General features: G+C 41.5%; 13 protein-coding genes. 5 read left to right on the forward strand and 8 right to left on the reverse strand.

What is annotated here, in order from left to right:
- Positions 1–12: 12 nt before the first annotated feature.
- The 4 genes from CDG77_RS06695 to CDG77_RS36265 all read right to left on the reverse strand — a co-directional run bounded on the left by CDG77_RS06695 (position 13) and on the right by CDG77_RS36265 (position 4,004).
- Entirely contained in the window at positions 13–1,410 is a 1,398-nt protein-coding gene (locus tag CDG77_RS06695; protein ID WP_094328621.1) for an ATP-binding protein, read from the reverse strand.
- A gap of 266 nt (positions 1,411–1,676) precedes the next feature.
- Positions 1,677–3,341 (reverse strand): FAD-dependent oxidoreductase, encoded by a 1,665-nt coding sequence (locus CDG77_RS06700; RefSeq protein ID WP_094328622.1) that lies wholly within the window; start codon positions 3,339–3,341, stop codon positions 1,677–1,679.
- Between the two features lie 65 nt (positions 3,342–3,406).
- Positions 3,407–3,616, reverse strand: coding sequence for a hypothetical protein (locus CDG77_RS06705; RefSeq protein WP_181154331.1), 210 nt, complete (start codon positions 3,614–3,616; stop codon positions 3,407–3,409).
- A gap of 226 nt (positions 3,617–3,842) precedes the next feature.
- Positions 3,843–4,004 (reverse strand): hypothetical protein, encoded by a 162-nt coding sequence (locus tag CDG77_RS36265; RefSeq protein WP_190233916.1) that lies wholly within the window; start codon positions 4,002–4,004, stop codon positions 3,843–3,845.
- A gap of 264 nt (positions 4,005–4,268) precedes the next feature.
- Between CDG77_RS36265 and CDG77_RS06710 the strand changes: the two genes are divergently transcribed.
- Positions 4,269–4,994: a hypothetical protein gene (locus tag CDG77_RS06710; protein ID WP_094328624.1), complete on the forward strand. Its 726-nt coding sequence runs from the start codon at positions 4,269–4,271 to the stop codon at positions 4,992–4,994.
- Between the two features lie 232 nt (positions 4,995–5,226).
- On the opposite strand, the gene CDG77_RS06715 is transcribed toward CDG77_RS06710, so the two are convergent.
- Positions 5,227–6,159 carry an alpha/beta fold hydrolase gene (locus CDG77_RS06715; protein ID WP_094328625.1) on the reverse strand — a complete coding sequence of 311 codons (933 nt, stop codon included), beginning with the start codon at positions 6,157–6,159 and terminating at the stop codon, positions 5,227–5,229.
- Between the two features lie 356 nt (positions 6,160–6,515).
- Here CDG77_RS06715 and CDG77_RS06720 point away from each other — a divergent pair, with 356 nt between their 5' ends.
- From CDG77_RS06720 to CDG77_RS06735, 4 genes are all read left to right on the forward strand, one after another.
- Positions 6,516–6,668, forward strand: coding sequence for a lmo0937 family membrane protein (locus tag CDG77_RS06720; protein ID WP_094328626.1), 153 nt, complete (start codon positions 6,516–6,518; stop codon positions 6,666–6,668).
- Positions 6,669–6,757: 89 nt separating this feature from the next.
- Positions 6,758–7,642 (forward strand): shikimate dehydrogenase, encoded by an 885-nt coding sequence (locus tag CDG77_RS06725; RefSeq protein WP_094328627.1) that lies wholly within the window; start codon positions 6,758–6,760, stop codon positions 7,640–7,642.
- Between the two features lie 391 nt (positions 7,643–8,033).
- Positions 8,034–8,729, forward strand: coding sequence for a pentapeptide repeat-containing protein (locus tag CDG77_RS06730; protein WP_094328628.1), 696 nt, complete (start codon positions 8,034–8,036; stop codon positions 8,727–8,729).
- A 254-nt stretch (positions 8,730–8,983) separates the two neighbouring features.
- Entirely contained in the window at positions 8,984–9,481 is a 498-nt protein-coding gene (locus CDG77_RS06735) for a GNAT family N-acetyltransferase (protein ID WP_094328629.1), read from the forward strand.
- A 76-nt stretch (positions 9,482–9,557) separates the two neighbouring features.
- Here the strand turns inward: CDG77_RS06735 and CDG77_RS06740 are convergent, their stop codons facing one another.
- The 3 genes from CDG77_RS06740 to CDG77_RS06750 are packed head-to-tail and all read right to left on the reverse strand — an operon-like array spanning position 9,558 to position 11,859.
- Positions 9,558–10,472: a glycine betaine ABC transporter substrate-binding protein gene (locus CDG77_RS06740; RefSeq protein WP_094328630.1), complete on the reverse strand. Its 915-nt coding sequence runs from the start codon at positions 10,470–10,472 to the stop codon at positions 9,558–9,560.
- Complete coding sequence (locus tag CDG77_RS06745) at positions 10,472–11,104, reverse strand: ABC transporter permease (protein ID WP_094328631.1); 633 nt, start codon at positions 11,102–11,104, stop codon at positions 10,472–10,474. Before CDG77_RS06745 ends, CDG77_RS06740 begins: the two co-directional genes overlap by 1 nt.
- On the reverse strand, positions 11,101–11,859 hold the full coding sequence (locus CDG77_RS06750) for an ATP-binding cassette domain-containing protein (protein WP_094328632.1): 759 nt from the start codon (positions 11,857–11,859) through the stop codon (positions 11,101–11,103). Before CDG77_RS06750 ends, CDG77_RS06745 begins: the two co-directional genes overlap by 4 nt.
- Positions 11,860–12,014 lie beyond the last annotated feature (155 nt).

A 12,014-nucleotide genomic window follows, 5' to 3' on the forward strand; every position in this document is an offset into this window, starting at 1 on the left:
TGTTCAAATGATTCATTTATTTGACAAGGGTAAGCAAATAGTGAAACAAGTTCTCCCTGGCTGCGACTCAAATGAGAGCGTACCGTGATGACGATTTTCTACAATCCGGCGAACGGTTTCCAAACCGAGTCCCGAACCACGCCCCACTGATTTCGTGGTGAAGAAAGGTTCAAAAATACGGGTTTTAATTTCAGGTGGAATTCCACTACCAGAATCGATGATGTCAATATGAGCAAAGCGATCGCAATGGTGTGTTGTAATTTCCAGCAATCCCTTACCATCCATTGCATCAATGGCGTTGTCAATTAAGTTTGTCCATACCTGATTCAGTTCGCTGCCATAAGCAAGGATTTTAGGAATATGTCGATCGTAATTGCGTTCTACTTGGATGCCGCACTTGAGTTTATGAACAAATAATCGCAATGTATCTTCTAAACCTTGATGCACATTCACTTCTTGCTGAACGCCTCGATCGAGGTAAGTATAAGATTTCATGGCTTGCACAAGTTCGGAAATCCTCTCGGCTCCTCGCAAACCATGTTTAATCATTGATATGACTTCAAAGGAAAGCGATAGCCAGTGTAATCCGATTTCTCGCAATTCAGTCTCATCATTGCGCCAACGTTCCATCATCCGATCTAAGGTTTCGACCTCAACACCACCTTCTGCTAAAGGTTCTGCTAATTTCCATGCCTGCTTCACTCCATAGTCTTCTAACCATTCCAGCAAGACGCTTTCGCGATCGCTTAGTGTCACCGGATCGAGACGATTATTTAAAATCGCATCATAGCCCCGATCCCTCTCTCTCAACCAGTCTTGAGTATGAGCTTCTTCAACGTTGCGTTGCCCATAAACTAAGTTCATTCGTTGTAGTTCTAGAATGGCAGCGGGCATTTCCCCTAAAGTCCGAACGAGGGCTGAAGCTGGGTTGTTAAGTTCATGAGCTAAACCGGCAGCTAGTGTCCCTAAAGCTGCCATCTTTTCCCGCCCCCGAATGAAAGATTCTAGCCCTCGGACACGACGTTCCATAATACGGAAGACCATCCGCTCAAAATCGCGGCATTCATGCAGCAGTTTACGGAAATCTTCTCCCTTAAGTCCATAAAGGTGGCAATTTGTCAATGCCCGCATTGTCACAGGTGCAGGTTCATCTGTGAGGACTGGAATTTCACCAAAAAAAGATGGGGCTTCGTGTTGCCCTATGGGAATTTCAACTCCTTCACTGCGGCGGGTGATGTTGATTTTACCTTTGACTAAGATAAATAAGCGACATGCAGGGTCTCCCTCATGGGCCAGCACTTCTCCTGCGGAAAGTTCAACTGTTTGAGCGCGATCGCAAACCCACTGCAATCGCTCTTGAGGAAGCTGTTGAAACGGGTCTAAGTCGATCAATTCTTCAATACACAACATCAATCAACCTCCTTAGAACAATTCACCAAAAGAACACTACAGACGCAAGCCTGAAAACCCAAATTACATCTAACGCTCTCTTATTACTCTTGTCAGATTAAATTTAAAACCCTATTTTGGCGTTAGTCCGCGCAGGCGGACTTTATTTATGTAGCCGCGATTTCTAATCGCTTGGATTATTCTCTCTCCAGAGTCATAGAAGAGCGCTAACCTTCTTAATTACGAATTACAAATTACGAATTACGAATTAGTTTGTCCTGCTCCAGCTAAACATTGCTCAGGTAGCGGTGAACGAATTGAATGGCGATTGAACCTTCACCAACACCGGATGCCACCCGCTTAATCGATCCGGCTCGCACATCTCCGGCTGCAAAGATGCCAGGAACGCTGGTTTCTAGTAAAAAAGGTGAGCGTTCCAAACGCCAACTTGTAGGAGACTTGCCATTGGGCATTAAGTCGGGGCCTGTGATGATAAACCCCTGAGCATCGCGTCGAATAACCCCATCGAGCCAATCAGTTTTGGGGGTAGCACCGATAAAGATAAAAAGCGATCGCGCTGGCACAGTTTCAGTTTGTCCAGTCTTGCTATGGGCGATCGCAATTTCTTCTAGATGTTCATCTCCCTTGACTTCCACAACGCTGCAACTGGTGCAAACTTGGATATTTGCAGTCGCCGCAATCTGGTCAATCAAGTATTGGGACATACTCAATGAAAGGGACTCACCCCGCACCAGCATAATCACTTTACTGGCATACTTAGAAAAATGCATTGCTGCTTGTCCGGCAGAATTTGCCCCGCCTACTAGGTAAACTTCCTCATTGCTACAGGCGATCGCCTCAGTCATCGCAGCACCGTAATAAATTCCTGCCCCTGCTAGCTTCTCGGCTCCTGGGATATTTAGCCAACGATAGGAAACACCGGTTGCAACTAAAAGTGCATGGCAACTAATCTCGCTACCATCCGCCAATTGCAGAACCCGATAAGGATCTTGCAGCTTAACTCCGGTTACTACTTGAGGAGTGAGAATTTCTACTCCAAATCGCCGCGCCTGGGTGACTCCCCGCCTAGCTAAATCGTTACCGCTCAAACCAACAGGAAACCCTAGATAGTTCTCAATGCGCGAACTCGTGCCTGCTTGCCCGCCCGGAGCCTCACGCTCAATTAAGACTGTACTCAATCCCTCAGAAGCGCCATAGACTGCGGCGGCTAATCCAGCAGGGCCAGCACCCACGATCGCCAAGTCATAAAATGGGCGCTCTGCGTGGGTTTGCAGTCCAATTTTGGCAGCAATCTCTAAATTAGATGGTTGGATTAATCGGGAACCATCGGGAAACAGCACCAAGGGCAATTGCTGTCTACCATCAGCTTCTGCGTATTCTACTAATTTTGCTGCATCCGGCTCCAGTTCAATATCCAACCACTTGTAGGGAATCTGGTTACGCGCCAGAAAGTCTTTCACCTGATGAGAAAAAGGCGACCAGCGATTACCAATGACTCGAATCCCTTCAAAGGGTGGATGGAATCCAGCTAGCCAGTCATCTAGCAAATCATCCAAAATCGGATATAGTCGCTCTTCTGGTGGATTCCAAGGCTTAAGTAAGTAGTAATCAAGTTTGGCACTATTAATTGACTTAATAGCAGCATCTGTATCTGCATAGGCAGTCAGCAAAGCACGTTTTGCATCAGGAAAGATGTCTTTTGCCTGTTCGAGAAACTCCACACCTCCCATCTGCGGCATTCTTTGATCCACCAAAAATAGAGCAACTGCTTCATTCCGTAATTTGAGTTGCTGCACCGCATCCAGAGCGGTAATACCAGAATCTGCCCGAACAATACGGAAGCGATCGCCATACTGATGTCGCAAGTCTCGTGACACTGCTTGCAAAACTTCTGGATCGTCATCGACGGTTAAAATAGCAGGTTTCGCCATAACATACTGTTACTTAACAATTGCAGTTCCTAGCTGTTATCTTCAAAAATCTGTCGTCAAAATATTTACTGTTTAACCAGTTGCTTTAAACGAAAGTATGCTTCTTCTGGTGTCAGTGCTTCTGATTGACTTTCATTAGGTATATAAAATACCCAGGTATCAGGAAAGTAATGTACTACAAAACTGGGAATCAGACCCAAGCTTACTGCTTGCTTTCCGAGTTTCTCAGCTTGTTCTTCTAAACTCAGTTGGTCATGAAATGGGTGTCCAGCCATAATTTTTCATCTCCCTGCACTCTATTTGACCCTGGAAAAACGTTCAATACCCGCATTGCACGAATCACCTTTAAGTGATTCATCATGTTCTAAAATCAGCTTGAAAATATTTTGGTATTAGACCGAAATAATTTCAAATATGCTTTTGTAGAGAATCATAAAACTATTTCGGTCATTCAGGTTAACTGAAATTGGATTGGATAAGGGAGCAGGGCATTTCTTTCCTTCAGGACTTACGCAGAAAATAGCCCAAACCTTGATTTTCCGGTAGGGGCAATTCATTAATTACCCCTACCGCACCCTCGATCTGTTGGGAAATAATTTCTGCTCGCTGCCAAGTCTCAATTTCTGGTTGAGTCATTTCATACAGATTGCTAAACCGTCTCATATCATGTCCGGCTCATGTCCGGCAAATTACTTGTGATATGTCATTGCGAGTGCAACGAGGTGGAAGGAAGCAATCCCAAAAGCCTTGTGATTGCTTCACTTCGTACCTTTCTCCTTTGTACAGCAGTAAGTACTGCAATTCACCTAAAACATTTTGCTTAGGGTACTTCACTTTTTTGTCTAAGATAAACTCAAATTCAGAATCTGGCTAATTTCCCAGCAGGGAATAAAATAAGACAGCAATTTATCCTGCAAGGAGAATTTGATGATAAATTATAGCTTTTTGAAAAACCTTACTACAGTTATGATTATCGCAACCCTTTCTTTCCTTTCTTTTTCCTGTAAATCTTCTGTTAGTAGAAACGTAGAACAGGCAAAAGCAGATGACAAACCTAAGCCTCAAGCAAATCCTGTCTATAGTGATTTAATCATTAAAGAGCAATCAGATTATCTGATGATTCCTGTTATTCTTCCAGAACAGAATGAAGAACAAGGAATTGATTTAAGTTTTTCATCACGCTCTTATGAAAAAAACAACCAATTCTCCAATATTATTTTTTATCATAAGCAAGATGGTGAAACTCATCTTTTATTAAATAAAAAAGCCATTATCACATCCTTTGACTTATTGGAAGTCAAAGTGGTAAACAAGCCGAATACAAGATTTTGGTTGTATAGAATAATTGACCAGGACACAAATACAGATGAAAAATTCAACAGCGAAGATGCTACTATTGGTTATCTTTCTGATTTATCAGGTAAGCAACTCCAGCAAATTACCCCAAATAATACTCGAATAATTAGTTGGGTTGTTGTTCCAAGTCAAAATGCAATTTTTTTAAAAATCATCAAAGACTCGGATAATGACAAAAAATTTACAAAACAAGACAAAACAAATTTTGTTAGGGTTAACCTTGATAAAATCGGTATGGGAACTGAAATAATTAGCGACCAAATCGAGCAAGAACTTAAATCATATATTTTTAAATAAGTTTGCTCGTAATAAAGGCTTAATATCGGGTTCGGATAATTAGTTCTAATTCTCACACTTATTGCACCTCACATGACAGACACTCATCGGTAGCCTCTGCGGAGAGAGGTTCCCCGCCTGGTAAAGGTAAACCCCTTTTGGAAATTAGGCGCAGGGAACGGTGGGTTTAAGAAGTAATTAAGCGGACACGATCGCAAGCCTTTACTACAAACCTTTAATTATTCACACCCACTTACTGAGACAAAACCCAATCGCCTAAAAGTTGGTTTACTCTATCGGGTATTTCATCATGGGGACAATGACCGGCTGTTAAGAAATGTTCTGTGAGTTCAGGATAATATTGACGAAACTTTTGAGAACGTTCTCTAGCATTCATCCAAGGATCGGCTTCTCCCCACAACATCAACAAAGGACAAGTTAATTGCTTTAGTAGCACATCAACTTTTTCCCCTTGAGGACTGCTAAAGACTGAAACAAACACATCCAACGCGCCAGGATCGTCAGCAGGACGGGAAATTTCTTCTACTAATTGGTCTGTAATGGCATTTTTGTCAAGATAAACTTTTTCTAGGGTTTGGCGAATTACCCAGCGTTGTCGCACATACTGAAATAACAAAAACTGGGCTAAAGGTTGTTGAAAAATCCACTTAGTGCAGTCACCAAGAAGTTTCTGCAAATTAGCCGATTGTTTGGGAGCCTGAATTTCTGATTGTAAAGCTTCAGGCTCAGATGTGGGTTGGCTTTCGCTAAAGGGCCCTGCACTATTGAGCAAAACTAAACCAGCCGCACTTTCGGGATGTTGCGCTGCAATACACAAGCCAGCGTAGCCACCAAGGGAATTACCCGCTAATACTGCTTTTTGACCAATTACTTCAGTAATAAAATCATGAAGTTGGTCGCGCCACAAGTCGCCACTGTACTGCAATTTTGGTTTTGCCGATCGCCCGAATCCCAAAAGATCGATCGCAAATACTTCAAAGTCTTGACACAATCCTGTGATATTCTTGCGCCAGTGGTCTGTGGAAGCACCAAATCCATGTACCAAAAGCAAAGGCGGACGTTGCGATTGCTTCTCTCCCGCACGCACATAGTAAACATTGTGCCCGCGCCACTGCCAATATTTACCAGGAATTGGGTTTGTAGAGGGGGCTGTAGTTGCCTGCATGATTTAAATAAAGAAGTGTTAAGTAGCTTTTAATAATTGTAGGGCAGAGGAGCAGAGGGGGTAGTTTTTGACTTGTAAATAGTGATTTTTCCTTACTCAATCCGTACAAAGCCAGCGTTTCAGTCTTTGATTGTTACTACATGTTTAGCACTAACCTTTTTTATTTACTAGATTCGGTTTGTAGTCCTGCAACTAGTCTATAGTTCTAGGTATTAAAAAAAATAAATGCTTTCGGTTTATTTCTAAAGAAAGATGATTTAAATTTGTTAACCTATCTTAGGGCAAATAGAATAAAACTCAACTTAGACGATAAGATATGTGAGCAAGTAAAAATCACTTTACTAAGAGTCAAATATATGTTTAGCATCCTTTGGGGTATTGTTGTTGTACTGGTTGCTTTTTGGGCATTAGGATTAACACTTCATATTGCTGGAAATTTAATTCATGCAGTGTTACTTATAGCTATTGGGCTTGCCATTTACAACTTTTTCAAAGCCCGTGATGTGTGAGAATTTGGTCAATATGTAGTGATAATAAAGACTGAAATCCTTGCTTTAGAAGGATTGAGCAAGGAAAAATCACTACTAATTATTGACACATGACAAATGACAAATTGATTACAGGTAAAACTAAACTACTAGGGGTAATTGGACATCCGGTGGAACATTCGCTGTCGCCACTGATGCATAATGCAGCGATTGCTAATTTAGGATTAAATTACGTTTATCTTCCCTTTCCCATAGCACCAGAGAATTTAGAAGTAGCGATCGCAGGCTTTGCCGCTATTGGGGTTGTCGGCTTTAGTGTTACAATCCCTCACAAACAGGCAATTATGCCCCTCCTCTCAGAAATTACCCCTCTTGCCCAAACCATAGGGGCAGTAAATACTGTTAGTCGTCAAAATAATCAATGGGTGGGGACAAACACCGATATAGAAGGGTTTATCGCTCCTTTGCAGACAACCTATAAACAGGATTGGAGTCAGAAGGTAGCGGTAATTTTAGGCAATGGTGGCGCAGCTAGAGCAGTTGTAGCAGGTTGTCACCAACTAGGTTTTGCCAAAATTCTTGTTGTTGGGCGGAATATGCAGAGATTACAAGAATTCCGCCATAGTTGGAGTAATTCACCCATAGCGGAGAATTTGCAAGTTCACCAATGGGAAGAAGTTGCAAAGCTAATCCCCCAAGCGAATCTGCTGGTAAACACAACTCCCATAGGGATGTATCCCAATGTTGATGAGTCGCCTTTGAGTGGAGAGGAAATAGCAAATTTACCAACAGGCGCGATCGCTTACGATTTGATATATATCCCTAAACCGACGCAATTTCTAGAGCAAGCTGAAAAACAAGGTGCAATTGCGATCGATGGCTTAGAAATGTTAGTCCAGCAAGGGGTAGCAGCGTTAAAAATTTGGTTACAGCAGGAAAATGTACCTGTAGAAGTCATGCGCCAAGCTTTGCAAAAGCATTTGGGTTTTAGTTAATGGATAAATAATTACCCTAAGAGGATGTTTTAAAAGTCATCTTGTCGGATAAAAAATTTAGATCCCCCTAAATCCCCCTTTTTAAGAGGGACTTTGATTCCGGTTCTCCCCTTAAAAAGGCTACGGTGTACACACATCTCTATATAAACCCAAAATCGTTGGAGATCCCCCTAAATCCACGCCACTTGCTCCACTTGGGCGCAGTGGCTCCCCGATAAATTGGGGGACTTTAAGAGACTTTTGCCCCCCAATTTATTGGGGGTTGGGGGGATCAAAAGCCTATGAGGCCACTCTCAAAGACTTGTGTGTACACCGTAGCCTTAAAAAGGGGAGCCAGTACAGATCGCCAAGTACTTTTCAAACATCCTCTAACGCACCAAAACTTATAGAAATGAAAAATATTATCTCGATTGGTTGGAATAGTTGGTTAAAACAGCGCAAAGAATCTGTTTTACTATTTGATTCCATTGCTGCTGCTAGTGAGATTGCCCTTATGCTTAACAGTCAATGGGATGGCTGCAATGGTGTGATAATTGCTAAATGTGATGAGGTAGCTGTTAACACTGCTGCTAAACTATTAGAAGCTACATGGTGTTACGAAGGCGCTTCAAAAGCTGTTTTAAACAGAGTAACAACTGATGAAGTTTTACGCCGTTATGCAATGGGAGAAAGAAATTTTATTAATGCTAACTTAAAGTGTGCAGTACTTGCATCAATGAAGCTGAGTGAAATTAACCTAAGTTATGCTTTGTTGAGTTGGGCAAACCTAAGTCAAGCCAATTTAAGTAAAGCTGATTTAACGGCGGCAGACTTAAGCCAAACTAATTTAAATGGTGCCAATTTGAGTAAGGCGTACTTAATGAGGACAAACTTAACTAAGGCAAACTTACAAAAAGCTTCACTGAGGGGTGCTAATCTAAGTAGGGCTAACTTAAGTGAAGTTAACCTCACTGATGCAGATTTAACAGGAGCTAATCTATCATTAGCAGACCTTAGAGGGGCAAAATTCCACTTTTGCAATTTAAGTGGGGTTAACCTAACAGATGCAAAGTTAATTGAAAGTGACTTGGATTTTGCTCTCCAATGACTTTGCCTGGAAGCTATTACACGACTAAATATTAGTTCGATCGCTGTTGAGCCAGAGATGGCATAATGAATAATATTCAAGTTTGGATAATTGGAAAATAACCCTGCTTATTATCTTCCAAGGAGCGATCGCAAAACTCAAAGGATAAAGCGATCGCTAAAAATCACCTTGCTAGTTATCCTCTTGGAATTTGGCTTTAAGCTAGCGCTCCCTACTAGGGAACTTCTATTTTTCCTAATTTAGGTTAAGACTGTATGCACCTCAATGATGTTGTGATTGACCGTGCCAGCCTCAGCGATATTACTGGAATTATCAAGTTGGCCCAAGCCAATGATGCAGAACATGGTGGTATGTTGTTAGGTCATCTTGAGCCAGAAGCAGTAATAATGACTATATCTCAAATGCCGAGTGTTGTTGCCCGCAAAGATGGTCAAGTTGTCGGATTTTTACTCAGTTGGTTAAAGACAACTGCTAATTTACCAATCATCAAGGTGGTGTTACAAGCCTATGCTGGTACAAAAGATGCTTACTTGTATGGCCCCATCTGTGTTGATGAAACCATGCGTGGGCAAGGTATTGCTGCGGGAATGTTCGCGAAGTTGAAAGATTTTCTACCAGAGCGAGAAGGAATACTGTTTATTAAAGCAAATAACGAAGCATCATTGCACGCACATCAAAAGATGGGTATGTGCAAAATAGGAGAGTTCACTTATGAAGGCAGTGGGTTTGTGATATTTGCGTATAATAGCTAACTATTCCAAATTTTAGCTAAATTTCACTTGCCAAGGCTAGAAAGATTTTTACAAAAGTAAAATGCTCCCTTTATATCTATCCTTGAGATGAACCTAATCCTTTCAATTTGCGAAACTCTTGGACAACATCTTTAATATCGCGTAATTCACCCTCAACTAAATAGTTTAGTTGCCGCATTTCGTCTGCCGAAATCTTCCCTGCAATGGACGCGATCGCAGTTCTTAATTGGGGATATTTTTTTAATATTTCTTGCCTAACAATAGGCACAGTTTCGTAAGGGGGAAAATAGTGCTTATCATCTTTTAAGACAATTAAACCCAAGCGAGAAATCTGCCCATCAGTAGAATTTCCCGCCACCATATCCACTTGTTTTTGAATCAAAGCACGATATATTAAACCCAAATCCATAATTTGGGGAGGTTTGGCAAAATGTAAATCATAAGTTTTTGCTAATCCCGGAAAACCATCTTCTCGTTCTAAAAACTCGTAACCAAAACCACCGCGCCACTGCGGTGTATATTGAGTAGCTTCTGAGAGAGTTTGAATATTGTAGCGTTTAGCATCATCACCCCGGACAATCATTGCAAAAGTGTTTTCAAAACCTAAGCTTGGCATCACTTCTAGATTAAATTTCTGGGCATAAGCTTGTTTTAATTTCTCATATACTTCTTTAGGATCGTTAACTGCCTTCTGCTTTAAAATTGCAGTAAAAGCTGTGCCTGAATACTCAATATAAGCATCGATTTTGCCAGCAGTAATCGCACTATGACAAACAAAAGAACCACCCAAACGAGGGCGACGAGATACCTTTAAATTAGTTGTTGCCTCAATTTGCTGTGCTAAAAGTTCACCTAAAATATCTTGTTCAGTAAAATCCTTAGAAGCAACAATAATATTGCCATCGCTGCTACTATTTGTATTTGGCGTGCAGCTAGCGATCGCTAATAACAAGATACAAGTTAAAAAGCACAATGCAAAAAATCTTTTCATTAACTTTTAATTTTTAATTTATTCTCCAACGAACCAATTCCAAAATCAGCCAGTAATGCAATTACCGCCGCCGGAACTGCACCAGCTAAAATTAACTGGTCGTTCACTACTGATATGCCGCGAAAAATAAATACTCCCAAACCACCAGCACCAATTGCGGCTGCAATCGTTGCAATCCCAATAGCAATTACCGTTGCTACTCGCACACCTGCTAAAATTATTCCCATTGCCAAGGGAATCTCAACTTGTAATAACAATTGTCTATCTGTCATTCCCATCCCTCTCCCAGCTTCTCTAATTGCTGGATCTACACTAGTAATACCTGTGTAAGTGTTACGAATTATCGGCAGCAAGGAATATACAGTCAGAGCAACAATTGCTGGTACTGCACCAATTCCGCCAATTATAGGAACAGGAATGAGTAAACCAAATAGTGCCAAACTAGGAATAGTTTGGAAAATATTTGCTATGCCGAGAATTGGTTGGCGAAGGTAAGTTTTGCGTGTAATTAAAATACCTAATGGAATGCCTACAAGTATGGCAATTCCAATTGCAATGCCTACTAAAAATAGATGTTCGAGAGTATGCTGAAGAATTTCTGGGGCATACTTAACAAGGAAGAAATTTTTCATAAATTTTCTTGGAAGGAACGCAGACATTGGAGAAAAGCAAGGCTTTCTGGGTGTTGCGATCGCATAAATTCATCTGTCGTCCCCAATACTACCAATTCTCCGCCATACATTAAACCAATTCGCGATGCCAAAACTAAGGCTTCTTGAATATCGTGGGTGACAAAAACAACTGTCTTACCTAATTCTTGCTGCAAATGCCGAAACTCTTGTTGTAGTTCTAGCCGCGTAATGGGATCGAGTGCGCCAAAGGGTTCATCCATCAACAACACTGGCGGATCTGCGGCTATTGCCCTGGCTACCCCGACTCTTTGCCTTTGTCCACCTGAAAGTTCGTGCGGATAACGTCCGGCGAATTGTGCTGGTTCTAAGCCGACTAATTTCAACAATTCATAAACCCGCGTTTTTATTTGTTTAGATTGCCAACCTTCTAAAGAAGGAACTAAACCCACATTGCGTTCTACAGTGAAATGGGGAAATAAACCAATTTCTTGAATGACATAACCAATTTTTCGCCGCAGTTTAATTTCGTCCCATTGAGTTGTGGGAATGCCATCAAATAAAACTTCGCCTTGTGTAGGTGTAAATAGGCGATTAATTAACTTCATTGTTGTAGTTTTGCCGCTACCACTGCGTCCAAGTAATACCAGTGCTTCTCCTTGATGGATGCTGAAATTGAGGTTTGACACCAATGGGCGATGATTGCGGCTAAAGGTGACATCGCGGAATTCGACAGCAGTTTGGTTATTTTGCGGCATTAGTGGCTTAGTATATGTAGTGGCGTTATGGCGTTAGCCTAACGCACCCCAATAAATTATAAAAACGGTGCGTTAGTCTTTGGCATAACACACCTTACTACTTTACTATGCCGTTTTATAGCGTTTCCTAATCACATGAGGTACATCATAGTCCC

The sequence above is a fragment of the Nostoc sp. 'Peltigera membranacea cyanobiont' 213 genome, assembly GCF_002245975.1.
In the GTDB taxonomy this organism is placed as follows: domain Bacteria; phylum Cyanobacteriota; class Cyanobacteriia; order Cyanobacteriales; family Nostocaceae; genus Nostoc.

Coding starts and splice junctions, on each gene's coding strand:
- CDG77_RS06695 (WP_094328621.1), bottom strand. CDS start 1,410: ATGTTGTGTATTGAAGAATTGATCGACTTAGACCCGTTTCAACAGCTT.
- CDG77_RS06700 (WP_094328622.1), bottom strand. CDS start 3,341: ATGGCGAAACCTGCTATTTTAACCGTCGATGACGATCCAGAAGTTTTG.
- CDG77_RS06705 (WP_181154331.1), bottom strand. CDS start 3,616: ATGGCTGGACACCCATTTCATGACCAACTGAGTTTAGAAGAACAAGCT.
- CDG77_RS36265 (WP_190233916.1), bottom strand. CDS start 4,004: ATGAGACGGTTTAGCAATCTGTATGAAATGACTCAACCAGAAATTGAG.
- CDG77_RS06710 (WP_094328624.1), top strand. CDS start 4,269: ATGATAAATTATAGCTTTTTGAAAAACCTTACTACAGTTATGATTATC.
- CDG77_RS06715 (WP_094328625.1), bottom strand. CDS start 6,159: ATGCAGGCAACTACAGCCCCCTCTACAAACCCAATTCCTGGTAAATAT.
- CDG77_RS06720 (WP_094328626.1), top strand. CDS start 6,516: ATGTTTAGCATCCTTTGGGGTATTGTTGTTGTACTGGTTGCTTTTTGG.
- CDG77_RS06725 (WP_094328627.1), top strand. CDS start 6,758: ATGACAAATGACAAATTGATTACAGGTAAAACTAAACTACTAGGGGTA.
- CDG77_RS06730 (WP_094328628.1), top strand. CDS start 8,034: ATGAAAAATATTATCTCGATTGGTTGGAATAGTTGGTTAAAACAGCGC.
- CDG77_RS06735 (WP_094328629.1), top strand. CDS start 8,984: ATGCACCTCAATGATGTTGTGATTGACCGTGCCAGCCTCAGCGATATT.
- CDG77_RS06740 (WP_094328630.1), bottom strand. CDS start 10,472: ATGAAAAGATTTTTTGCATTGTGCTTTTTAACTTGTATCTTGTTATTA.
- CDG77_RS06745 (WP_094328631.1), bottom strand. CDS start 11,104: ATGAAAAATTTCTTCCTTGTTAAGTATGCCCCAGAAATTCTTCAGCAT.
- CDG77_RS06750 (WP_094328632.1), bottom strand. CDS start 11,859: ATGCCGCAAAATAACCAAACTGCTGTCGAATTCCGCGATGTCACCTTT.